Genomic DNA, 23096 nt, shown 5'->3' with positions numbered 1-23096 from the left:
CGGCACGGTCTGTGCTGGGTTGTCTGCAGACTTGCGCAACAGCGGCTAAGATGCAGACAGAAGGGTTAACTCCAATTCATGGCGCTGTATCCGACACGGCGTACCGCAAACGCAAGGCAGCGCGATAGCAGCGGTTGCGAGCATGCTCCACGAGTCGATGCAGCTTTGGGAGCAAGACACGATGCACACTGAGCTTAACCATGTCATGCCCTGGCGAATCGAGGACATCGACCTCACGCGCATTGATCGCCAGAAAGCAGTCGCAAACGAAGACCTGTTATTGCTGCTGTGCGCGGCTTCGTTTATTGAAAGCGGCACCGATCTTTACACCAGTAATCTCAGTCAGTTCTTTGACGACGATCCCGAAGTGTCCGCGTGGCTCAATAACGAGTGGGAGCCCGAGGAAATGCAGCACGGCCGCGCGCTGAAGACGTATATCGCTTACGTGTGGCCCGAATACGATTGGGACACGGCGTTCCGTAATTTCATGGACGAGTATTCGCTGACCTGTTCCGTGGAAGATTTCGAAAAAACCCGGGCGCTCGAAATGGTGGCGCGCTGCGTGGTGGAAACCGGCACGGCGACGTTATATCGCGCGATTGGCGAGTGTTCTGATGAGCCGGTATTGAAGCAGATCACAGACAACATTCGTACGGATGAAGTCCGCCACTACAAGCACTTTTTCAAGTACTTCAAAAAGTACAACAAGATAGAAGGCAATGGCCGGCTCGCGGTGCTCGGCGCGCTCATGCGCCGCGTGATGGAAATCAAGAACGAAGACTCGGAAATTGCCTTGCGTCATGTATTCGCGATCCGCTATCCGGAGCGCGTGCGCGATGAAGCCTATAACCGTGCGCGCGCCGCGCGCATCAATGCGCTCGTGCGGCGCAACCTGTCGGCCGACATGTGCGTGAAAATGCTGCTTAAGCCGCTTAATCTGCCCGCGAAGATTCAACCCGGCGTGCATTATCCGCTCGCGAAAATCACGCAACACGTGTTCTTTCGTTAGAGCTCTGACTTGTTGCGTTGGTGCGCTCGTGGCGCGCCTGCAGAAGAATGGCCCGCCGCGTGCGGGCCATCTGCTTTTCGAGGCATGATGGATGCCTTGCTCTTTCACTGGACCCCTACGATGAGCGACTCCACCTTGCCACAACGCCCGCTCGCTCAGACCGCGTTCGACGAATGGCCCGACGCGGTGCGCGCGCTGTTCGACGGCTCGTCGCTCAGGAGCAAGACGGGCTTCACGGCGTCGCTGCTGACGGTCGACGTAAATCGGCACATTCGTACGTCGCTGCTCGGCATAGGCGAGCTGTACGCGCCGGATTCGCGCACGCTTTGCATCGCGTTGTGGCCGCAAGCGCGGGCGGCGCGCGCGATGGCAGAGAGCGGGCGCGCGGCGCTTTGCTTCGTACTCGAAGAAGCGTTCTATCAGGTGCAGTTGCTCGCCGCGCCGTTGCCACCCGCCGAGGGTGACGACAGCGGTCTCGTCTATATGCACTGCTCGATCGAGTCGGCGGAAACGCAAAGCGTGCGTTATGCGCGTCTGACGAGCGGCATTACGTTTGAGCTCGACAGCGACGGAGAGAAGGTGCTCGACCGGTGGGAACAGCAGGTCGAGCATTTGCAGCGGGCCGCGGCGTTGGGTGGGTGAGGCGGCATCTGGCTGGGCGCGGGCGGTGTATCGGCCGAAGCGCTGAACTCCTCAACATCCTCAACTCCCAACCCCTTAACCCGCTCAGCGGCTATTCACAGCCTCACTCAAAGACTTGCTTAGCGGCCACGCTGCCCGCTGCGCGCCGGGCCGCCGCCGCGGGGTGTATTGCTATGTGGTTTCGCACCGCCGCCAAGCAAAGCGCCCGGATTGCCGCTTTGCGGCTTGCGCGGCGCATGCTGCGCGACGCTGCCTTCATGCGCGACAGCACGCGGCCGGTCGTCGTGACGCTGCCCGTCGCGGCGCGCATGCCCACCGTTGCCGGCTGGCTTCGCGGCTGACGGCTTCGGCTGCTGCTGGCCGTTCGACGCACGCTGCCCCGAGCGTTGCGACGTGCCTTGAGGTGCTCGAGCCGAGCCGCCATTGCCGCCGTTGCCAGCCTTCGGCGTGCCTTGGCCTTGACGCGGCGAACGTCCACCGCCGCCCCCGCCTTGACCGCGGCGCAGAATCGGCTCCGGCTTGGCGGTGGGGTCCGGTTCAAAACCGGGAATCACTTCCTGCGGCACCGGACGCTTGATCAGCTTCTCGATGTCCTTGAGCAACTGCAGTTCGTCGACGCACACCAGAGACACCGCTTCGCCGGTCGCGCCCGCGCGACCCGTGCGGCCGATGCGGTGCACGTAGTCTTCCGGCACGTTGGGCAGATCGAAGTTGACGACATGCGGCAGTTGGTCGATGTCGATACCGCGTGCCGCGATGTCGGTCGCGACCAGCACCTGCAGCGTGCCGTCCTTGAACTCGGCAAGCGCCCGCGTACGCGCCGACTGGCTCTTGTTGCCGTGAATCGCCAGCGCGCTGATGCCGTCCTTCGACAGCTGTTCGGCAAGGCGATTCGCGCCGTGCTTGGTGCGCGTGAACACCAGCACCTGAAACCAGTTGTGCTGCTTGATCAGGTGCGTGAGCAGCTCGCGCTTCTTGTCGCGATCCACCGGGTGGATCTTTTGTGCGACCGTTTCCGCTGTCGTATTGCGGCGCGCGACTTCGATCAGCGCGGGCGAATCGAGCAGGTTGTCGGCGAGCGTTTTGATCTCGTCGGAGAAAGTGGCCGAGAACAGCAGGTTCTGACGCTTCGGCGGCAGCTTGGCGAGCACGCGCTTGATGTCATGGATGAAGCCCATGTCCAGCATGCGGTCCGCTTCGTCGAGCACGAGAATCTCGAGGTGCGACAGGTCGATGGTCTTCTGCTGCATGTGGTCGAGCAAACGGCCAGGCGTCGCGACGACAATGTCCACGCCACTCTTCAATGCGCCGATCTGCGGATTGATGCCGACGCCGCCGAACATCACGGTGGACTTCAGTTTCAGATACTTGCCGTAAGCGCGCACGCTTTCCTCGACCTGGGCGGCCAGTTCGCGCGTGGGCGTGAGAATGAGGGCGCGCACGGCACGCTTGCCCGATGCGGCGGCCACCGGCGGCATTGAATGAAGACGCTGCAGGATGGGCAGCGTGAAGCCGGCCGTCTTGCCGGTGCCGGTTTGTGCGCCGGCCAGCAGGTCGCCGCCGTTCAGCACCGCCGGGATTGCCTGAGTCTGGATGGGGGTCGGAGTGGTGTAGCCGAGTTCGTGTACAGCGCGGACCAACAGTTCGGACAAGCCGAGAGAATCAAAAGACATAAATGTTCTTTGCAATGCAGTTTCGCGAACGGCGGATGTGAGCGCCGGCGGAGCACATGCGGCAGATATCTGCACGAATGCGCCGCCTGGCGTGATCGAGATCAGGGCCGAAGCCCAGTTCCGTTCGCAGGGAAATCGGCGGCACGCTCGAGATGCGTGCCGAATGCTTCAACGCGCTATGCAGACACGTTGACTGGCCTTAAGTTGCATTTCGCCGCCGTGGACGTCACGCGACATAGCGCGCGACGCTGACGAATTGACACAGACTGCCCGCCAGTACGAACAGGTGCCAGATACCATGTCCGTGCCGGATGCGCTCGTCGTTGATGAAGAAGTAGATGCCGGCGCTGTAAATGACCCCGCCGGCCACGAGCCAGGCAGTGCCCGCTGCAGGTAAGGCCTGCAGTAGCGGGCGGACGGCAACGAGCGCGAGCCATCCCATCAGGACATACAGCACCATCGAAACGCTGCGGGTGCGTCGCCCGAGCGTCAGTTCCTGCACGATGCCAAGAGCGGCGAGCCCCCAGCTTACGCCGAACAGCGACCAGCCCCACGGCCCGCGCAACGTGACAAGCGTGAACGGAGTATAGCTGCCGGCGATCAGCAGGTAGATCGCCGAATGGTCGCATTTCTGCAGTATTGCTTTGACGCGCGGGCTGCGCACGCTGTGGTAGAGCGTGGAGATAGCATACAGCACGAACAGCATCGCACCGTACACGCTGAAGCTGACCACCTTGTACGCGTCGCCCTCGACTGCGCCCATCGTGACGAGCGTAACCAGCCCCACCACCGACAGCACGGCGCCGACGAGGTGGGTAATGCTGTTGAAACGCTCACCGACATGCACGGTCTTTCCTCCTGCGCGGTTTCATCGGGCAATCGCTGCGCCACGCGTGGCGCGATCCTTTGCCCATGATACCGGTCCTCGAAAAACGAAGGGCGCGGCCGCGAATTCCGCAGGCCGCGCCCCGGGTGCAACGAACGCTGCTTAGTCGAGCGGCGCCGACCGCAGATCAGCCACCTGCTGCGGCGACACAGCTGTGCCGTGATTGCCCCACGACATACGGATGTACGTCACGACGGCCGCCACTTCCTGATTCGACAGCGACTGCGCGAACGGCGGCATGCCGTACGGATGCGGGTTCGCTTCCGTGCTCGGCGGATAGCCGCCGTTCAGGACCATGCGGATCGGGTTGACCGCCGACGGCATCTGGATCGACTGGTTGTTCGCGAGCGGCGGGAAGGCCGGCGGCATACCGAGGCCGTTATCCGCGTGGCACTTCGCGCAGTTGTCAGCGTAGATTTTCTGACCTTGCTTCAACAGTTCGCCGCCGAACTTTTCGGACGTTTCGAGCTGCATGGGCTCAGGCGCCTCGCTCTTCTGCGGAATGGTCTTCAGGTACGTGGCCATTGCGTTGATGTCCGCATCGGTCATGTACTGCAGGCTGTTGTGGACCACTTCCGCCATCGGGCCGAACACTGCGCCGCGGTTGGAGACGCCGGTCTTCAGCAGGTCGGCGATGTCTTTGGTTTCCCAGTCGCCGAGGCCGGCTTCCTTGTTCGACGTGAGCGACGGCGCATACCAGTTCTGCAGCGGGATCAGACCGCCGGCAAACGCTGCCGAGCTCACGGGGCCGCCCATGGCGTTGATCGACGTGTGGCACATGCCGCAATGGCCAAGACCTTCGATCAGGTACGCGCCGCGGTTCCATTCGACCGACTTGGTCGGATCCGGCTTGTACTCGCCTTCACGGAAGAACAGCGTGCGCCAGCCGATCAGCATGTTGCGCTGGTTGAACGGGAATTTGAGTTCGTGCGGACGGCTCGGCACGGCAACCGGCGGGATGGAGCGCAGATACGCGTAGATTGCGTCCGAGTCGGCGCGCGTGACCTTCGTGTAGCTCGTGAACGGGAAGCCGGGGTAGAGCAGGCTGCCGTCTTTCGAGCGGCCGGTGTGCATGGCGCGGTAGAAGTCGTCCTGCGTCCATTTGCCGATGCCGTACTGGTCGTCGGGCGTGATGTTCGGCGTGAACATCGTGCCGAACGGCGTGGCCATGGGCAGGCCGCCGGCGAACTGCTTGCCTCCGCGCACGGTATGGCAGGCGATACAGTCGCCGGCACGGGCGAGGTACTCGCCCTTCTTCACGAGCGCAGCCTGGTCGGCAGGCGTTGCCGCCACGGCCGTACCGTTGTGCAGATTGTCGCCGCCGGACCACAGGACGGGGACGAGTGCAGCGGCCGCGACAACGACCACTGCCGAGAGGGCGAACAAAGACTTGCGTTTCATTTGAGTGTCTCTCCCGGTGCCTTATTGCGGTTCGCTGCCGCAGGCAAGCGGAGTCTTCATCGAGCGGGCCGGAGCCGGCACGGGGTTTTGTGGAGCCTGTTGCGTGGAAAGCCAGGCAGCAACCGCGTTCACGTCTTCGTCGGTGAGACGCGTGGCGATGGTGTGCATGCAATCAGGTGCGATGGCGTGGCGCGTGCCCGAACGCCATGCGCCGAGCTGCGCGCTGATGTAGTCGGAGTGCAGGCCGACCAGACCCGGAATAGCCGGTTCCATGCCCGTCAGGCCCTTGCCGTGGCAGGCTGCGCAGGCCGGAATCTGCTTCGACGCGTCGCCGTTCAGCACGATCTGCTGGCCGCGCGCGAGCGTGGCCGAGGAAACCGTCGGCTTGGCGGGCGGCGGGTACGGCGGACGCTGCTGGGAGAAGTACGTGGCGATCTGATGCAGATAGTCGTCGCTGAGATACGTGACGAGGTAGTTCATGGGCGGATACTTGCGGCGCCCTTCGCGGAAATTCTGCAGCTGGTTGTACAGATAGTCGGCCGGCTTGCCCGCGAGACGCGGGAAGTAGTCGTTGTCCGTACCTTGACCGTGCGTGCCGTGGCAGGCCGTGCAACCTTGCACGCGCGCTTCCATCGTATCGGGGGCCTTCGGTTGAGTCTGCGCTTTCGCAGCGCTATAGACACCCGCGGAGCCGATCAGCAGAAGGGCAAGCAACGGGCGGAAAATGCGTCTTGAAGACACGCGTAACTCCATCAAAATCGGGGACCTGACCGAACTTCGAGCGGCTCGGTGTGAAGGGCAGCCGGCGCTGCGGCGACGCAGCATTCTATCATCGAAGGGTGATGATGACTATTTGACGCATCGAAGGCGTTTGCGCCTGTCACAGACATGCGACAGTTTGCCGCGCGTCGTGCTGCGCATAGGAGCGCCTGGTGCGACTTCTGCCGCGAGCACGGCGTTGCAAGCGCTGTACCCGCCTCACTTTTGCGCGCAATGTTGAACCGACCCGCGCCCGAACCATCGAAGCGTACACTTCGGGGCGCGCTGGCTGCGCCTCCCGTGTTTGCGGCGCAGTGGGGAGTCATTCTGCCCGCCGCCAACCGCCGTTTTTCTCATCACCCGCTATCGGCCTTACATGAAGCTAATCCATCTATTACGTCCGGCGCAGCTTTCTTCCGCGCTCGGCGCCGCTGCGCTGCTGCTCGCGTCGACCGCATTCGCGCATGCGCATCTTGTTTCCAGCGAGCCGGCTGCGAACGCCGAGGTCGCCGCACCGGCTCAAGTCACAATTCATTTCAGCGAGCCGCTCGAGCCCGCCTTCAGCAAGATCGTGCTGGCCGACGCCACCGGCAAGCCCGCTGCTTCTGCCGCGTCCCAGGTTGACACTCATGACGCACGCGTCATGCATCTGCCGCTGCCGCAACTGGGCGCCGGCCGCTATGCGGTGAAATGGACGGCGGTCGCCACAGACGGTCATCGCACGCAAGGCGACTTTGCGTTCACAGTCAAATGAGCATCGACGGACTGTGGATCGGGCAGGTCGCCATGGCCGCGCTCATGAATATTGCGTTTGCATTTGCCGTCGGTTCCGCCTTGCTCAGTGCGTGGCTCGCGAACGACGCTAAGGCGAAGATCGCGCCCGCACAACCGGCATGGTTGCGGGCGCAACGTTCACTGTTGACGGCGAGCACCGTGCTGGTGATCGCGGACCTCGGTTGGCTGCTCTATCAGGCGGCGTCGATGAGCGGCGCCGCGTTGCCAGCCGCGTTCGGCGTCGTGCCGACGGTGCTGTCGCAAACGCATGTCGGCTACGGCTGGAGCATCGCCTTTGCCGGCGCACTGGTGCTGCTCGGCACGGCGCTGACGAGCCACGGCGGCATACTGCGCAATGCGCTGCTGTGGCTTGCGGTGATCGCGATTGCGGCCGGCAAGGCGTCCCTCGGCCATGCGTCGGACGACGGCCCTGCATCTGCGGCGATTGCGATGCAAACACTGCATGTGCTGGTGACGAGCGTTTGGGGCGGCCTCGCGATCACGGCGGGCCTTGCCGTGCTGCCGGCGCTGGGCGCGTCGACTGCACGCGGTGTGCTGATTCGCACGGCCACGCAGGTGTCGAATGTATCCGTGGTAGCGGTAGGGCTCGTGTTGGTTTCGGGCGTGTTCAACGCGCTGCGGGGCTCGGGCGGCTCATTGCTGGCAGTACAGTCCAGCACGTGGGGCCACGTTCTGATCCTCAAACTGTCGCTCGTCGCGCTTGCGCTGGTGCTCGGCGGCCTGAACCGCTTCCTCGCGTTGCCGCGCCTGCGCCGCACGGCGTCGACCATGGACGCGCATACCTTCGTCAACGTGCTCTACCTGGAGGCACTTGCGATGATCGGCGTCTTCATCGCCGCTGCGGTGCTGTCGCACAGCGTGCCGGCGTTCGCTGCGCTCGGCTGAGCGCAGTGTCGCAGCGGCGGCGCGCGCGGGGGCGAGTCTGGTGATGGCGCGCCTCGTCGCGCTGCCGCAAGCGCCGGTCCGGCGCGTCGCATAAAAAAGCGCCGCACAGTCGACGTGCGGCGCAATGCACGCGGTCGCCTGACGAAGTGGTCAACGAACCCGCTTCTGCCCGGTCGGCGAAATATGGCTGTTTGGCCGCGCCGGTTCCAGTGTCTCCTCCGGAAACATTTCCTGCAGCAGTTCGCCTGTATTGCTGAACCACTGGCAGATGAGCCAGTTACCTGACGCGAACAGCACCGGACCGCGCCATGTGACGGTCATTGCGCGCCCGCCGGACTTCAGGCTCAGCACGTCGCCCACACGGTATGCGGATTCAACGGGCCGCGTTGGGCGCGAACTGCGCGGGGACGGCATCTGCATCATCCGGCTGCCTGACCCGCTCATTCCAGCCCCAGCCGATGGCCGAGAATCGGCGCGCAAAAGAGTGCGATTGCGCAGCCGGCCGCTTTGCCTTCCAGTTCGGCTGCCGCTGCGTGCGCGCCGTAGACATGCGCGAGCAGATCGAAAAGTTGCGGGATGCAATAGACGACGGCAGCCACCACGAACCACTTCTCGAGGGCTGCAATGCGCCAGCCGCGCTCATACGCGAGCGCCGCGCCGATGATGCGCAGCACGCCAAACAGCACGAGCGCGCCGACCGCCGCCTGTTCCCGCAACAGATAATCTGGAATGAATTCGCCCATGAAAGCCCCTGATACCTTCGTTCTCCGGGAGCATTTCAGCAAGGAGTGGGCCATGTATCTGTCTGGTGGCGAACGAAGTCCGGGGAGCTTTCGTCGAAGGGGATTCCGCTCGGCGCACGGCAAGACGTTGCGCGGGTGAAGAGGTGCCGCTTGGGGCGATTGGGCCCGGGCGTTACGTTACCCGGAGAGAAACGCGCGTCATGTCACCGTAACGTGCGGCCCGCGTCGCGGGAATCATTTGGGTAGGTGAGCAATGAAAACGCCGCCCGCAGGCGGCGTCAGTGAGCCGATTGACCCGGCGCCGGCGGCGCGCTAAACAAACCGGGCCGCCAGGGCGCTCGGCAAGCGAGCTTGGCAAGCGAGTTCGCCAAACAACCTTAGCAGGCGAGCCCACCAACCGCCGCAGCTGCCAGCCTCAATGAAAAGCCGTCCCGCTTACCACTCCGCGACGCTTCCGTCCGCGTGACGCCACACTGGGTTGCGCCAGCGGTGACCAATCTTCGCCATCTCGCGCACTTTCTCTTCGTTCACTTCGATGCCGAGGCCCGGGCCCTGCGGAATCGACACGAAGCCGTCCTCGTACTTGAAGACTTGCGGATTCTTGATGTAGTCGAGCAGGTCGTTGCCCTGGTTGTAGTGAATTCCGAGGCTCTGTTCCTGAATGAACGCGTTGTAGCTCACCGCGTCGATCTGCAGGCAGGTGGCGAGCGCAATCGGGCCGAGCGGGCAATGCAGCGCGAGGGCCACGTCGTAGGCCTCGGCCATCGACGCGATCTTGCGGCACTCGGTAATTCCGCCGGCGTGCGACGCGTCCGGCTGAATAATGTCGACGTAACCGCCTGCCAGAATGTGCTTGAAGTCCCAACGCGAATAAAGACGCTCGCCCAATGCGATAGGCGTATTGGTCTGGTTGACGATGTCGCGCAGCGCTTCGGCGTTTTCCGACAGCACCGGTTCTTCGATGAAAAGCAGCTTGTACGGGTCAAGTTCTTTTGCCAGCACCTTCGCCATCGGCTTGTGCACGCGGCCGTGAAAGTCCACGCCGATGCCGATGTCCGGTCCGACCGCCTCGCGCACCGCGGCGACATTGTTGATGACGCCCTGCACCTTGTCGAAGGTGTCGATGATCTGCAGTTCTTCGGAACCGTTCATCTTCACGGCCTTGAAGCCCCGCTCGACCACTGCGCGCGCGTTGTTCGCGACGTCGCTGGGACGGTCGCCGCCGATCCACGAGTACACCTTGATGCGCTCGCGCACCTGACCGCCGAGCAGCGCATGCACCGGCACACCGTGATGCTTGCCCTTGATGTCCCACAGCGCCTGGTCCACGCCGGCAATCGCGCTCATGGTAATCGGGCCGCCGCGGTAGAAGCCGGCACGGTACATCACCTGCCAATGGTCTTCGATCAGAAGCGGGTCTTTGCCGATCAGATAGTCCGACAGTTCTTCGACCGCTGCCGCCACCGTGTGCGCGCGGCCCTCGACCACCGGCTCGCCCCAGCCGACGATGCCTTCGTCCGTTTCGATCTTGAGGAAGCACCAGCGCGGCGGAACGATGAAGGTTTCGAGCTTGGTGATTTTCATGACGTGTGTCTCCAGTCGCATGCGGGAATATTCGAGGCTTTCCATGCTACAGCAAAGCGCTTTAAAGTACTATTAATAGTACTATTCGCCACATATTGAGCGGCGTGACCGCGAGGAGAGAAGCTATTCAGCACGATCTGCATGGGCGCGTCGCCCATCTGCTGGCTACCGCGATCTTGCGCGGCGACTACGCGCCCGAGTCGATCCTGCCGCGCGAAGCGGAGTTGATGGACGCGTTCGGCGTGAGCCGCACCGTATTGCGCGAGGCGCTGCGCACCCTCACGTCCAAGGGGCTGATCGAATCGCGGCCCCGGGTCGGCACGCGCGTGCGGCCACGGCATGCGTGGAATCTGCTGGATGCCGATGTGCTCGACTGGTACTCGCGTGTCGCCGAACCCATGCAATTCGCGCTCAAGCTGCAGGAAATGCGCGAAATGATCGAGCCGTATGCCGCGAGTCTCGCGGCGGCTTCGTACTCGGAAAAGAGCTTCGGCGCACTCGCAGACGCCCACGCGGCAATGGCGGCCGCGCGCAATGTCGACGAATGGGTGCGCGCCGATCTGCAATTCCACCTGAGCGTGTTGATTGCATGCAGCAACGAGTTGCTGGTTCCGCTTGGCACGCTGATCGAGCGTACGCTCGAAGCGCAGCTTCGGTTGAATGCGAAACGCGCCGACGTCTTCAACGCGTCGCTTGCCGAGCATACGGCCGTGTTCGAAGCAATTCGCGAGCGTGGCGCCGCTGCGGCGCGCGATGCAATGGCACGCCTGCTTGGCGTGACGCGCGGGCGGATCGAGGGTTGATCAATCCATTGCGGCATGCGCTGCTGCGGCGTCGTGCGACCTGCCGGCCGGGCGGATCAGAAGCAGCAGCGGAATGACGAGCAGCGTCGCGACGAACATTAGCTTGAAGTCGTTCAGATAGGCGATCATCGACGCCTGCTGTGTGATCGACGCGTTCAACGCCGCCATCCCTTCGGCGGGAGCGCTGCCGAGCATCGGTTGGATCGCGGGGTTGAAGGGCGTGATGTTGGCCGCGAGGTCCGCATGCGAGACTTGCGTGTTGCGTGTCATCAGCGTCTGCACGATCGAAATGCCGATACTGCTGCCGATATTGCGCATCAGACTGTACGTGGCCGTGCCGTCCGCGCGCAGTTGCGGCGCGAGCGTCGAGAACGTCAGCGCGCTCAGCGGCACGAACACGAGACCGAGCCCGAAGCCCTGGATCACGCCGGGCCACACAATGTCCGACGCCGACAGCACGATCGTGTAGTGCATCATCTGCCATAGCGCGAACGCCGAAATCAGGAAGCCGGCGAGCAGCATAAGCCGCGCGTCGATTCGCTTCAGCAGCCGGCCGGCGAGCAGCATCGCCACCATGGTGCCCGCGCCGCTCGGCGCGGTGACGAGCCCGGTGGTCGCGACCGGATAGTTCATCAGGTTTTGCAGCATCGGCGGAAGCAGCGCGCGCGTCGCATACATGACCGCGCCGATCACGAAGATGAAAAACGTGCCCGTCGTAAAGTTCGGATCCCTCAACAATTCGTATTTGAAAAAAGACGTCTTGCCGACCGTTGCCGTATGCACGAGAAAGAACGCAAAGCTGATGGCTGCGATCAACGCCTCCAGCACGATCTCATGCGAGCCGAACCAGTCTAGCTGCTCGCCCCGATCCAGCATCGCCTGGAGCGCGCCGATTGCAAGACCCAGCGTGGCGAAGCCGAACGCGTCGAATTTCGCGTCGGGCTTGGGGGCTCGCGCAGGCAGAAAGGTCGCCACGCCGAACAGCGCGAATGCGCCAATCGGCACATTGATGAAGAACACCCAGCGCCAGTTGTAGCTGTCCGTGAGCCAGCCGCCGAGCGTCGGACCGAGAATCGGACCGACCATCACTCCCATGCCCCACACGGCCATTGCCTGGCCTTGCTTCTCGCGCGGATTGATGTCGAGCAGGATGGACTGCGACAACGGCACGAGCGACGCGCCGAAAACGCCTTGCAGCAGACGCGACGCGACGATTTGCGTGAGCGTCTCGGATAAGCCGCATAACGCGGAAGCCAGGGTGAAGCCGCCGATCGCGGTGATAAGCAGGCGCTTGACGCTCAGCCGGTCGGACAGCCAGCCGGTCAGCGGCGTGGCGATAGCCGCGGCGACGATATAGGACGTCAGCACCCAGGTAATCTCGTCCTGCGACGCCGACAGTGTGCCTTGCATGTGCGGCAACGCCACGTTGGCGATCGTGCTGTCCAGTGTCTGGATCAGCGTCGCGAGCATGATCGAGATGGTGATCATCGGCCGGTTGAGCGGCGCGGCGGCGCCGCTCGAAGGCGAAGAGGCGGAGGGCATGGCTGTGCGGGGCGTCGATATAGTAAGCATGCTTATCATATCTGACGCATGGGCCGGTTCGCATCGGGAATTATGCGGACGTTGAGCAGGGCGGTGCTGGAGCGAAGGGGCTTGACGGTGACAGGATCGAGGCGGGTCCGATTGGGTCGTATTGGTGGGCTGAGTTTGGATCGGCAGGGCTGGGCTCGCCTAGGCAGGGCAGGGGTGGCCTCTGCTTGGATGGGCAGGGCAGGGCTGCGGTGGGCTCCGGCTCGGTTTCGATCCGCAGGGCTAGGACTCGGGCCCGGGCTCGCACGGCAGGCTCTAGGGGCTCGGCAAACACTCGGCGGGACTTTCGCGCGACTCGGCTTCGCCACCTGCTTTCGTATAATCGGCGCATGAAAACCCAACTCGAAGAGCGCTTCGGCTTTCTGATTTCGGACGTGGGCCGGTTGACCGGCAAGCGGTTCGACGACCTTGCCAGATCGTCGGTCGATCTGACGCGGGCGCAATGCCGCGTGCTCGCCTATCTCGCCCATTACGGCGACATCAATCAGGCGCGGCTCGCTGATCTGCTCGAGGTCGCGCCAATTTCCGCCGGCCGTCTGCTGGATCGGATGGAGGAGGCCGGCTGGATCGAGCGGACCGCTAATCCGCAAGACCGGCGCGAGCGTCAGGTGCGCATGACGGCGAAAGCGGAACGGGCGCTCGGCAAGGCGCGCAAGGTGGGCGATGAGGTCGCGCTGGAGGCGCTGAACGGCTTCAGCGATGAGGAAGCCGCCCAGTTGATCGCGCTCCTGCAGCGCGTGCGGGGCAATCTGAGCCGGCTGGTGGATCGCTGATCGCCGGGGTTGCTCCACTTTGCCGGCGCCAGCTTTCGTAGCTCCTACTGGCCTATTTTGCCTCGGAGCCGGTCGCCGGGCCCGACGGCGGCGCCAGCTCGTAGCACCCCGGCGCTTTCTTGCCCGGCTCGGGCGCTTGCGGATCGATACATTTGAAGGCGCTCTGGTCGCGTTGCACGAAGATCGTGTCGGCCGGCCCGCCGTCGCCGCGAGGCGTATTGACGACGGCGACGATCCTGTAGCCATTCTGCAGAAGCGTCGACAAGGTCATCTGGCTTGCGCGCCACTGGTTGTCGGCGGGACTTTGCGCGTAGCCGGAACTCACGGAAGCGGCGCCGAAAAGCGCGATCGACGCGATGGCCACGGCGCGCGCGGCGGTGCGGAATGTCATCAACGATCCTCCTTGAAGTTGCGGGTGCCGTCGCACGGATGATGCCTGGACAGCCAGAAACAAAAAAGCCGCTGAACCTTGCGGAACAGCGGCTTTTTCTTGCAACTGGTGGCGAATCAGGGACTCGAACCCCGGACCTGCGGATTATGATTCCGTCGCTCTAACCAACTGAGCTAATTCGCCGAAAGAAGCGAGATTATGAGGATAGCGCCGTGGGCTGTCAACCCCCGGCGCGCAACTTTTTACGTTGCCGCCTCATGAGCACGCGGGCGCGAATCTCAATCCTTCGCGTAGATGTCCGAGTCCTTGGTTTCGCGCACGAACAGCATGCCGATCACGAAGGTGATGACCGCGATCACAATCGGATACCACAAGCCCGAGTAGATGTTGCCCTTCGCCGCGACGATCGCGAACGCGGTGGCCGGCAGGAAGCCGCCGAACCAGCCGTTGCCGATGTGATAAGGCAGCGACATCGACGTGTAGCGGATGCGCGTGGGGAACATTTCCACCAGCATCGCCGCAATCGGCCCATACACCATCGTCACGTAAATCACGAGGATCGTGAGGATCACCACGCTCATCGGCCAGTTGATCTGCGACGAGTCGGCCTTCGGCGGGTAGCCTGCGGACTTCAGCGTCGTCGCGAGCGTCTTGTCGAAAGTCTTGCCCTGGTCCTTCGCGTCGGCGGCCTTGCCGTCATACGTGTTGATGACTGTATCGCCCACCTTGATCTGCGCGAGCGTACCGGCTGGCGCTGCCACGTTCTCGTAGTTCAGGCCGGCCTTCGAAAGCGCGCTCTTGGCGATATCGCATGAACTCGTGAATTTCGACGTGCCGACCGGGTTGAACTGGAACGAGCATTCGTCGGGATTCGCGATCACGACGATCGGTGCCTTGGCTGTCGCAGTTTCCAGCGCCGGGTTCACGTAGTGCGTGAGGGCCTTGAAGAGCGGGAAGTACGTCAGCGCGGCGATCAGCAGGCCGGCCATGATGATCGGCTTGCGGCCAATGCGGTCCGACAGCGAGCCGAAGAACAGGAAGAACGGCGTGCCGATCAGCAGGGCGATCGCGATCATGATGTTGGCCGTTGCGCCGTCGACCTTCAGCGTCTGCGTCAGGAAGAAGAGGCTATAGAACTGGCCCGTGTACCACACGACGGCCTGGCCGGCGGTCAGGCCGATCAGCGCCAGAATCACGACCTTCAGGTTTTTCCACTGACCGAACGCCTCGGAAAGCGGCGCCTTCGAGGTCTTGCCTTCTGCCTTGATGCGCTCGAACACCGGCGATTCATGCAGTTGCAGACGGATCCACACCGAAATGGCCAGCAGCACGATGGACGCGACAAACGGGATGCGCCAGCCCCACGCGCCGAACGCCTCTTCGCCCATCGCGGTGCGCACGCCCAGAATTACCAGCAGGGAAAGGAACAGGCCCAGCGTGGCCGTCGTCTGAATCCAGGCGGTGTAGAAGCCGCGGCGTCCGGGCGGCGCGTGTTCTGCCACGTAGGTCGCCGCGCCGCCGTACTCGCCGCCGAGCGCGAGGCCCTGCAGCATCCGCATGGCAATGAAGATGACCGGCGACGCAATGCCGATTGCCGCATAGCCGGGCAGGAAGCCGACAAGGAACGTCGACACGCCCATGATCACGATCGTCACGAGGAACGTGTACTTGCGGCCGACCAGATCGCCGAGCCGGCCGAACACCACCGCGCCGAACGGCCGGACCGCAAAGCCGGCGGCAAAGCTGAGCAGCGTGAAGATGAAACCCGCAGTGGGATTGACGCCGGAGAAGAAGCTCTTGCTGATGAAGGCCGCCAGAGAGCCGGCAAGATAGAAGTCGTACCACTCGAAAACCGTACCTAGCGACGATGCGAAGATCACCCGCTTCTCATCGCGCGTCATGGGCACGGGCGAAATGTGTCCGCCTACGGTAGCCATATGTCGTCTCCAATATTGATATGCACGCGGTGCGCCGGCCCGCGGCGTTCCGTGCAACCGATTATTGGAGTCAAAACTTACGGCGTACTGACGCGAACGGGCGCAATAAAGGGCCCCTCAAGAACGACTGGCGTTCGCAAACGTCGGGCAACTCGCGGGGAACTGCGCGGGTTATTGGCGCAACTGTTTTCAACGCGCTCCAACGCGCAATTTCAGGCTTGGGGGCGTCGGTTCGCGTTAGGGTAAGTCCTGCCCCCGCTCGAGCACATGCAAACTGACGCGCACGAGGGTGCCCGCGAGCCGCGGGGAGGTCTGATAGACGTTGTCCTCGATGGTCAGTTCGCCGCCGTGCATGGTGGCGATTTCGCGCACGATGGCAAGCCCCAGGCCGCTGCCGTCGCCTTCGCGGCCGAGAATCCGGTAAAAGCGCTCGATGACGCGCGAGCGCTCGGCTACCGGAATGCCGAGCCCGGTGTCCTCCACTTCCAGATGCACGAGCCGCGCGGCCACGTCGTGCCTCACCCGCACGGTGATGCGGCCGCCCGCCGGCGTGTAGCGAATCGCATTGTCGATCAGGTTCGACAGCATCTCGCGCAGCATGACCGGATTGCCGTCCACTTCGACGGGCTCCTCCGGCGCTTCGTAGCCGAGATCCATCTGTTTGGCGAGCGCGGCCTGCACCCAGTCGCGCACGGCGTTGCGGGCAACCTCCGTCACTTCCACCGGCGTGAAGATCTGCCCGGACATACGGTTTTCAGCGCGCGCGAGCGCGAGCAACTGCGTAACGAGCCGGGCCGCATGCTCCGAACTGGTCGCGATCTGTTCCAGCGAACGGTGCACCTCCGCCGACGCGTCCTGCCGCAGCGCGAGCTCCGCCTGGGTGCGCAGGCCGGCGAGCGGCGTTTTCATCTGATGCGCGGCGTCGGCGATAAAGCGCTTTTGCAGCTCCATGTTCTGTTCGAGGCGCGTCAGCAGGTCATTGAAGGAAGTGACGAGCGGCTCGATTTCCGGCGGCGCGCGCCGCGCCTCGAGCGGCGACAGGTCGTCCGGGCGCCGCGCACGAATGTGCGCCTGCAGCGCATGCAGTGGCGCGAGGCCGCGCGAGAGGCCAAACCACACTAGCAGGATGGCGAGCGGCAGGATCACGAACTGCGGCAGGATCACGCCCTTGATGATGTCGTTGGCGAGCTGGCTGCGCTTGTCGAGCGTCTCCGCCACCTGCACGAGCACCGGCTCTGCGCCGGGCGTCTGCGGGAACTCGACTGTCGTATAGGCCACGCGGATGTCGTTGCCACGCAGCATGTCGTCGCGGAAAGCGACGAGGCCCGGTTGCGGCCGGTCGTCTTCGTGCGGCAGCGGCATGTCCCGCTCGCCGGCCACCAGCTCGCCGCGCGTGCCGAGCACCTGGTAAAACACGCTGTCTACATTGTCGGTGCGCAGAAAGTCGCGCGTGGAATCGGGCAGCGTCAGTTCCGCCACGCCGTTGACCGGGTGAATCTGACGCGCGAGCACGTAGGCGTCGGTTTCGAGCGCGCGGTCAAACGGCCCGTTGGCGATGGACTTCGCGACCAGATAGGTGACTGCCAGGCTCATCGGCCAGAGCAGCAGCAGCGGCGCCAGCATCCAGTCGAGAATTTCGCCGAACAGCGAACGCGGGCGCGCCTCGGCGACAGCTTCGGATTCGTCGGGCGGGGCGAACGGATTGGCGTAGCGCTCGTCGCGCGCCTCGTCGAGGCCCGCCGCGCGAGCCGCCGCGCGATCTGCGCGTGCGGACATGGGCGTGCTCTATTTGTAGTGGTGGCTCGCCGGCATGGCGCCCGACGGCGTCTGCGTTGGCGAGGAGGGCGAAGGCGCCGGCTCGGGGCCGTTGGACGCGGGCGCGGCGGCGTCTGCGTTGGCGTTTGCAGTGCCGCTTGCATTGGCGCTCGCGGTGGCGTTCGTGTTGACGTTCGCGGACACGACCGCCTTTTCGAGGCAGTAACCGAGCCCACGCACGGTGATGATGCGTACGCCGCTCGGCTCGATCTTCTTACGCAGCCGGTGCACGTACACTTCGATTGCGTTGTTGCTGACTTCCTCGCCCCATTCGCACAGATGGTCGACCAGTTGTTCCTTCGACACCAGCCGGCCGATCCGCTGCAGCAACACTTCGAGTAGGCCGAGCTCGCGCGCCGACAGGTCTATCACCTGGTCGTTGATATAGGCGATCCGGCCCACCTGATCGAACGACAGCGAGCCATGCCGCACGACGGTCGGGCCGCCGCCCGCGCCGCGGCGCGTCAGCGCCCGCACGCGGGCTTCCAGTTCATTGAGCGCGAACGGCTTGGCCATGTAGTCGTCCGCGCCGAGATCGAGGCCCTTGACGCGTTCGTCGACGCTGTCCGCCGCGGTGAGAATCAGCACGGGCAGATTCGAATTGCGGGCGCGCAGGCGCCGCAGCACCTCTAGCCCGGACATGCGCGGCAGGCCGAGATCGAGAATCAGCAGGTCGAAACTTTGCATGGACAGCGCGGTGTCGGCCTCCACGCCGTTCTTCACGTGGTCGACAGCATAGGCCGATTGGCGGAGTGATCGAACCAGACCGTCCGCGAGTATGCTGTCGTCTTCGGCAATCAGAATTCGCATGATGCGCCAGCTCAGGGCGTTGGCCGGCACCTTGGGTGTCCCCGCGGCGCACAGCGGTCTCCGAAAATTATTGTGGGTGGGCTGGGCAGGGCGATAGTAAAAATGCGCGTTCGCTTGAGAATCGCACTTGCCAAAACCACTGTTTTTTTATACAGTGTCTGAGTTTCGTGTGCTGTCCTCTCACAGTGGACCACACATCTGCCTCAGACGCCGTTCATCATAGCAAAGGACGATTCATGGAAGAAAGCAAGAAAGGCTCGGCTGGACTGACTGCTGAAAAGAGCAAGGCACTCGCTGCCGCCCTCGCGCAGATCGAAAAGCAGTTCGGCAAAGGGTCGGTCATGCGGCTCGGCGCAGGTGAGGTGGTCGAAGACATCCAGGTCGTTTCCACGGGATCGCTCGGCCTCGATATCGCGCTTGGCGTCGGCGGTTTGCCGCGCGGCCGCGTGGTCGAAATCTACGGTCCGGAGTCGTCGGGTAAAACCACGCTGACACTCCAGGTGATCGCCGAAATGCAAAAACTCGGCGGCACGGCGGCGTTTATCGACGCGGAGCACGCGCTGGACATTCAATATGCGGGCAAGCTCGGCGTAAATGTGAGCGACCTGCTGGTTTCGCAGCCGGACACGGGCGAGCAGGCTCTGGAAATTGCTGACGCGCTGGTGCGCTCGGGCTCCATCGACATGATCGTGATCGACTCGGTCGCGGCGCTCGTGCCGAAGGCGGAAATCGAAGGTGAAATGGGCGACTCGCTGCCGGGTCTGCAAGCGCGTCTTATGTCGCAGGCGCTGCGCAAGCTGACGGGTACCATCAAGCGTACGAATTGCCTCGTGATCTTCATCAACCAGATCCGCATGAAGATCGGCGTGATGTTCGGCAATCCGGAAACCACCACCGGCGGTAACGCGCTGAAGTTCTATGCGTCGGTGCGTCTGGATATTCGCCGTATCGGCTCGATCAAGAAGAACGACGAAGTAATCGGCAACGAAACGCGCGTCAAGGTCGTGAAGAACAAGGTTTCGCCGCCGTTCCGCGAGGCGATTTTTGACATTCTGTACGGCGAGGGTATCTCGCGTCAGGGCGAAATCATCGACTTGGGCGTGCAAGCCAAGATCGTCGACAAGGCCGGCGCCTGGTACAGCTATAACGGCGAGCGTATTGGCCAGGGTAAGGACAACGCGCGTGAATTCCTGCGCGAGAATCCGGACATCGCTCGTGAAATCGAAAACCGCATCCGCGAATCGCTGGGCGTGAACGCCATGGCCGAGGCAGTGACCGGCGCAGGCGCGGAAGTCGCGGACGAAGAGTAATCACCCCGTGATACGCAAGGGCCGGCCTTTGTCCGACACCGGACGCAACACGGGCGGCCCGCGTGATGACAGCGATTCTTCAGTGGAGCCCCCGGAGCGGGCAGCGGATCGGTCGGCGCATCGGTCAGCGTCAGCGCATGTGCCGGCCTCTTGGTATTCGTCGTGTTCCTCACATTCGTCGCATTCCTCGGATCGGTCCGGCCCCTCGGATCCGTTTGACCCTCCCGCTCCTCTCGATCCCTTCGATCCCTTCGAGTCGTTCGACGCACATGATCGCGCCGCAGGTGGTGCTCCGCGGCGCGGTCAATTTCCCGAAACGCAGTCTGGCGAGTCGGCGGAGCCTGTCTATACGCGCTCACGTGGCTCCTCGAGTGCACGTGGTTCGTCCGGCGCACGCGGTTCATCTCGCTCATCTGGCTTCCGCAATTCCCTGGGCTCTCGCGGCGCCCCCGACAACGCCTACACTCCCGGCAACGCTTACACCCCCGGCAACCCCCAGGCTCCCGGCGAACCCACCGACTTCGATCGCACCAGCGCGCCTCGTGGCACCGGTCAGCCTGGCGCCTCCCTGCCGGGCCTAAGCCAGTCGAAAAAATCCGCGCGCCCCGCACGTTCCCTCAAAGGGCGTGCGCTCGGCTATCTGTCGCGTCGTGAGTACAGCCGCAGCGAACTCGCGCGCAAGCTGAAACCCTTCGTCGAAGAAAGCGACTCTCTCGATACGCTGCTCGACACGTTGGAGGCCGAGAACTGGCTGTCCGATTCGCGGTTTGCCGAAAGCCTCATCCATCGCCGCTCGTCGCGGCTTGGCGCGAGCCGGATCGTCGGCGAATTGAAGCAGCACGCGGTAGATCAGGCGCTGGTCGAGGAGGCGAGCGCTCAGCTGCGCGAAACCGAACTGGCGCGCGCTCAGGCTGTGTGGCGTAAGAAATTCGGTCAGCTTCCGCAAACCCCGGCTGAGCGCGCGAAGCAGGCGCGCTTTCTCGCGTCGCGCGGTTTTTCGGGCGCGACGATCGGCAAAATTCTCAAGGGTATCGACGAAGAGTGGAGCGGCGAATAGCACCGCAATAGCGTGGCGATTCAGGTGAATCGGCGGCACGCCAGCGGTGCAATAGCAGCAAAGCGCGTCGCCGGCAGTGGCGAGCCAACTATCCCTGCACCGGCCATCCCGGCCATAACCCCGCCGATAACCGGCCGGAGGCCGTCTCCGCCGCATTCCGGGCTGTCTCGAATACCCAGTATGCTAAAATTCACGCGTTTTCCAATTCGGCCTTTCCTTTCCGCATGCCGCTTTCCTCGCCAGTGTCCCGTCAATTGCGCCATCGCCGCGCAATCCGAGCGGAAGCTTATGAGCGAGACGACGGCCTGTGGGATGTGGAAGCGTGCCTGACCGACGAAAAGCCACGCGACGTGGTACTTGCGTCGGGCGTCCGGCCCAATGGTCAACCGATCCATGAACTCTGGCTTCGCATCACCATCGATCGCAAGCTCAATGTCGTCGACGCCGAGGCGTCGTCCGACTGGGTGCCCTATCCTGGGCTCTGCCAAGCCAGCAATCCCGCCTACCGTGCCCTCATCGGGCTCAATCTGTTCCACAACTTCCGTCGCGATGCTGCCCGTTTGCTGGCCGGCACGGCCGGCTGCACGCATCTCACGGAGTTGTGCGCGATCCTGCCAACCGCCGCTATCCAGGCGTTTGCCGGCGACGTTTGGAACACCGGTGACGACACGCAAGGCGGCAGTGCAAGTTCGGAAAACGGGTCGGCCGACGGGAATGCCGAACGTTTAAACGATAAACCGCCATTCCAGTTGGGACGCTGCCAGGCGCTGCGTTTCGACGGGGAGGCAGTGCAGCAGTTTTACCCGCGCTGGTATGGCCATGCGCCACGCCCAGCTGACCGCCCGGCATCGCCAGACAACGGGGCGGCCCGCCACGAAGGCAGGGGCAATGCGCCCGGCATGTTGGACGGTAGCGGAAGCGATGTTTAATCCAACTCTCAGACTGAAGGGAATCACGCATGAAGATTCACGAGTACCAGGGTAAGGAAATCCTGCGGAAATTCGGCGTCGCGGTACCGCGCGGCAAGCCGGTCTTCTCGGTGGATGATGCGGTCAAGGCCGCGGAAGAGCTCGGCGGCCCGGTTTGGGTCGTGAAGGCTCAGATCCACGCGGGTGGCCGTGGCAAGGGTGGCGGCGTGAAGGTTGCCAAGTCGCTGGACCAGGTTCGCGAGTACGCGAACCAGATCCTCGGCATGCAGCTCGTCACGCACCAGACCGGTCCGGAAGGGCAGAAGGTGAACCGTCTGCTGATCGAAGAAGGCGCTGACATCAAGAAGGAACTGTATGTCGGCCTCGTGATCGACCGCGTTTCGCAGAAGATCGTCGTGATGGCCTCGAGCGAAGGCGGCATGGACGTCGAAGAAGTCGCGGAAAAGACGCCCGAGCTGATCCACAAGGTTGCCGTGGACCCGTCGACCGGCCTGAAGGACGCGGAAGCAGACGACCTCGCGAAGAAGATCGGCGTGCCCGACGCTTCGATTCCGCAAGCGCGCGCCATCCTGCAAGGCCTCTATAAGGCGTTCTGGGAAACCGACGCGTCGCTCGCCGAAATCAACCCGCTGATCCTGACCGGCGACGGCAAGGTCATCGCGCTCGACGCCAAGTTCAACTTCGACTCGAACGCGCTGTTCCGTCATCCGGAAATCGTCGCGTACCGCGATCTGGACGAAGAAGATCCGGCTGAAGTCGAGGCGTCGAAGTTCGACCTCGCGTACATCTCGCTCGACGGCAACATCGGCTGTCTGGTGAACGGCGCGGGCCTCGCAATGGCGACGATGGACACCATCAAGCTGTTCGGCGGCGAACCGGCGAACTTCCTCGACGTGGGCGGCGGCGCCACGACGGAGAAGGTCACGGAAGCCTTCAAGATCATGCTGAAGAACCCGAACCTGACCGCAATTCTGGTCAACATCTTCGGCGGCATCATGCGTTGCGACGTGATCGCGGAAGGCGTGATCGCGGCGTCGAAGGCCGTGTCGCTCAAGGTGCCGCTCGTGGTCCGCATGAAGGGCACCAACGAAGACCTGGGCAAGAAGATGCTCGCTGAATCCGGCCTGCCGATCATTTCGGCCGACAGCATGGAAGAAGCGGCTCAGAAGGTCGTCGCGGCTGCTGCGGGTAAGGCGTAAGCCAGACTCCGAGCGCACTTACGAGGATTAACCAGGATTACGAATGGCGCCGCCCGTGTGCTGCATGAGCGGCGCGGGCGAAGAACATTTCGCCGCGTCACGCCA

22 protein-coding genes and 1 tRNA gene are annotated in these 23096 nt (G+C 63.4%); 10 read left to right on the top strand and 13 right to left on the bottom strand.

Annotation, left to right across the window (positions count from 1 at the left end; translation table 11 throughout):
* Positions 1-181 precede the first annotated feature (181 nt).
* Both F757_RS0117505 and F757_RS0117500 read left to right on the top strand, forming a co-directional pair.
* Complete coding sequence (locus F757_RS0117505) at positions 182-1009, top strand: ferritin-like domain-containing protein (protein WP_027212523.1); 828 nt, start codon at positions 182-184, stop codon at positions 1007-1009.
* 120 nt (positions 1010-1129) lie between these two features.
* On the top strand, positions 1130-1651 hold the full coding sequence (locus F757_RS0117500; RefSeq protein WP_027212522.1) for a hypothetical protein: 522 nt from the start codon (positions 1130-1132) through the stop codon (positions 1649-1651).
* A gap of 119 nt (positions 1652-1770) precedes the next feature.
* Here the strand turns inward: F757_RS0117500 and F757_RS0117495 are convergent, their stop codons facing one another.
* From F757_RS0117495 to F757_RS0117480, 4 genes are all read right to left on the bottom strand, one after another.
* On the bottom strand, positions 1771-3324 hold the full coding sequence (locus tag F757_RS0117495; protein ID WP_027212521.1) for a DEAD/DEAH box helicase: 1554 nt from the start codon (positions 3322-3324) through the stop codon (positions 1771-1773).
* Between the two features lie 226 nt (positions 3325-3550).
* Complete coding sequence (trhA, locus tag F757_RS0117490; RefSeq protein WP_027212520.1) at positions 3551-4171, bottom strand: PAQR family membrane homeostasis protein TrhA; 621 nt, start codon at positions 4169-4171, stop codon at positions 3551-3553.
* A gap of 141 nt (positions 4172-4312) precedes the next feature.
* Complete coding sequence (locus F757_RS0117485) at positions 4313-5611, bottom strand: c-type cytochrome (protein ID WP_013340427.1); 1299 nt, start codon at positions 5609-5611, stop codon at positions 4313-4315.
* 21 nt (positions 5612-5632) lie between these two features.
* Complete coding sequence (locus F757_RS0117480; protein ID WP_035467028.1) at positions 5633-6364, bottom strand: c-type cytochrome; 732 nt, start codon at positions 6362-6364, stop codon at positions 5633-5635.
* A 382-nt stretch (positions 6365-6746) separates the two neighbouring features.
* Between F757_RS0117480 and copC the strand changes: the two genes are divergently transcribed.
* On the top strand, positions 6747-7124 hold the full coding sequence (copC, locus tag F757_RS0117475) for a copper homeostasis periplasmic binding protein CopC (RefSeq protein ID WP_027212518.1): 378 nt from the start codon (positions 6747-6749) through the stop codon (positions 7122-7124).
* A complete protein-coding gene (locus F757_RS0117470) occupies positions 7121-8050 on the top strand; it encodes a CopD family protein (protein ID WP_027212517.1) in 930 nt (309 codons plus the stop codon). The genes copC and F757_RS0117470 overlap by 4 nt, the downstream gene beginning before the upstream one ends.
* A 150-nt stretch (positions 8051-8200) precedes the next feature.
* Here F757_RS0117470 and F757_RS0117465 read toward each other — a convergent pair whose 3' ends face one another.
* From F757_RS0117465 to dgoD, 3 genes are all read right to left on the bottom strand, one after another.
* Entirely contained in the window at positions 8201-8410 is a 210-nt protein-coding gene (locus tag F757_RS0117465) for a YodC family protein (protein WP_232221423.1), read from the bottom strand.
* Positions 8411-8490: 80 nt separating this feature from the next.
* Positions 8491-8793 (bottom strand): hypothetical protein, encoded by a 303-nt coding sequence (locus F757_RS0117460; protein ID WP_027212515.1) that lies wholly within the window; start codon positions 8791-8793, stop codon positions 8491-8493.
* A 435-nt stretch (positions 8794-9228) separates the two neighbouring features.
* Complete coding sequence (dgoD, locus tag F757_RS0117455) at positions 9229-10377, bottom strand: galactonate dehydratase (protein WP_027212514.1); 1149 nt, start codon at positions 10375-10377, stop codon at positions 9229-9231.
* Between the two features lie 95 nt (positions 10378-10472).
* Here dgoD and F757_RS0117450 point away from each other — a divergent pair, with 95 nt between their 5' ends.
* Positions 10473-11180 carry a FadR/GntR family transcriptional regulator gene (locus F757_RS0117450; RefSeq protein WP_027212513.1) on the top strand — a complete coding sequence of 236 codons (708 nt, stop codon included), beginning with the start codon at positions 10473-10475 and terminating at the stop codon, positions 11178-11180.
* Here F757_RS0117450 and F757_RS0117445 read toward each other — a convergent pair whose 3' ends face one another.
* Positions 11181-12722 carry a DHA2 family efflux MFS transporter permease subunit gene (locus tag F757_RS0117445; protein ID WP_027212512.1) on the bottom strand — a complete coding sequence of 514 codons (1542 nt, stop codon included), beginning with the start codon at positions 12720-12722 and terminating at the stop codon, positions 11181-11183. It lies immediately after the preceding gene.
* 377 nt (positions 12723-13099) lie between these two features.
* On the opposite strand from F757_RS0117445, the gene F757_RS0117440 reads away from it, so the two are divergent.
* A complete protein-coding gene (locus F757_RS0117440) occupies positions 13100-13543 on the top strand; it encodes a MarR family winged helix-turn-helix transcriptional regulator (protein WP_027212511.1) in 444 nt (147 codons plus the stop codon).
* Positions 13544-13595: 52 nt separating this feature from the next.
* Here the strand turns inward: F757_RS0117440 and F757_RS0117435 are convergent, their stop codons facing one another.
* The 5 genes from F757_RS0117435 to F757_RS33720 form a co-directional block, all read right to left on the bottom strand.
* The gene (locus F757_RS0117435; protein ID WP_027212510.1) at positions 13596-13934 is read right to left on the bottom strand and encodes a hypothetical protein; all 339 of its coding nucleotides are present in this window, start codon (positions 13932-13934) and stop codon (positions 13596-13598) included.
* A 106-nt stretch (positions 13935-14040) separates the two neighbouring features.
* A tRNA-Met gene (locus tag F757_RS0117430) sits at positions 14041-14117 on the bottom strand.
* Positions 14118-14212: 95 nt separating this feature from the next.
* Entirely contained in the window at positions 14213-15871 is a 1659-nt protein-coding gene (locus tag F757_RS0117425; protein ID WP_027212509.1) for an MFS transporter, read from the bottom strand.
* A 237-nt stretch (positions 15872-16108) separates the two neighbouring features.
* On the bottom strand, positions 16109-17647 hold the full coding sequence (locus tag F757_RS0117420) for a sensor histidine kinase (protein ID WP_027212508.1): 1539 nt from the start codon (positions 17645-17647) through the stop codon (positions 16109-16111).
* A 9-nt stretch (positions 17648-17656) separates the two neighbouring features.
* Entirely contained in the window at positions 17657-18496 is an 840-nt protein-coding gene (locus F757_RS33720; RefSeq protein ID WP_035467042.1) for a response regulator transcription factor, read from the bottom strand.
* Positions 18497-18732: 236 nt separating this feature from the next.
* On the opposite strand from F757_RS33720, the gene recA reads away from it, so the two are divergent.
* The 4 genes from recA (at position 18733) to sucC (ending at position 22991) form a co-directional block, all read left to right on the top strand.
* Entirely contained in the window at positions 18733-19806 is a 1074-nt protein-coding gene (gene recA / locus F757_RS0117410) for a recombinase RecA (protein WP_013340413.1), read from the top strand.
* 139 nt (positions 19807-19945) lie between these two features.
* On the top strand, positions 19946-20863 hold the full coding sequence (gene recX / locus F757_RS0117405) for a recombination regulator RecX (protein ID WP_084530936.1): 918 nt from the start codon (positions 19946-19948) through the stop codon (positions 20861-20863).
* A gap of 224 nt (positions 20864-21087) precedes the next feature.
* The gene (locus F757_RS0117400) at positions 21088-21792 is read left to right on the top strand and encodes a DUF2889 domain-containing protein (protein WP_027212506.1); all 705 of its coding nucleotides are present in this window, start codon (positions 21088-21090) and stop codon (positions 21790-21792) included.
* A gap of 29 nt (positions 21793-21821) precedes the next feature.
* On the top strand, positions 21822-22991 hold the full coding sequence (sucC, locus tag F757_RS0117395) for an ADP-forming succinate--CoA ligase subunit beta (RefSeq protein ID WP_027212505.1): 1170 nt from the start codon (positions 21822-21824) through the stop codon (positions 22989-22991).
* Positions 22992-23096 lie beyond the last annotated feature (105 nt).

It is taken from the genome of Burkholderia sp. WSM2232 (assembly GCF_000472545.1).
Taxonomy (GTDB): domain Bacteria; phylum Pseudomonadota; class Gammaproteobacteria; order Burkholderiales; family Burkholderiaceae; genus Paraburkholderia.
This window is presented reverse-complemented; position numbering and strand designations above follow the sequence as displayed.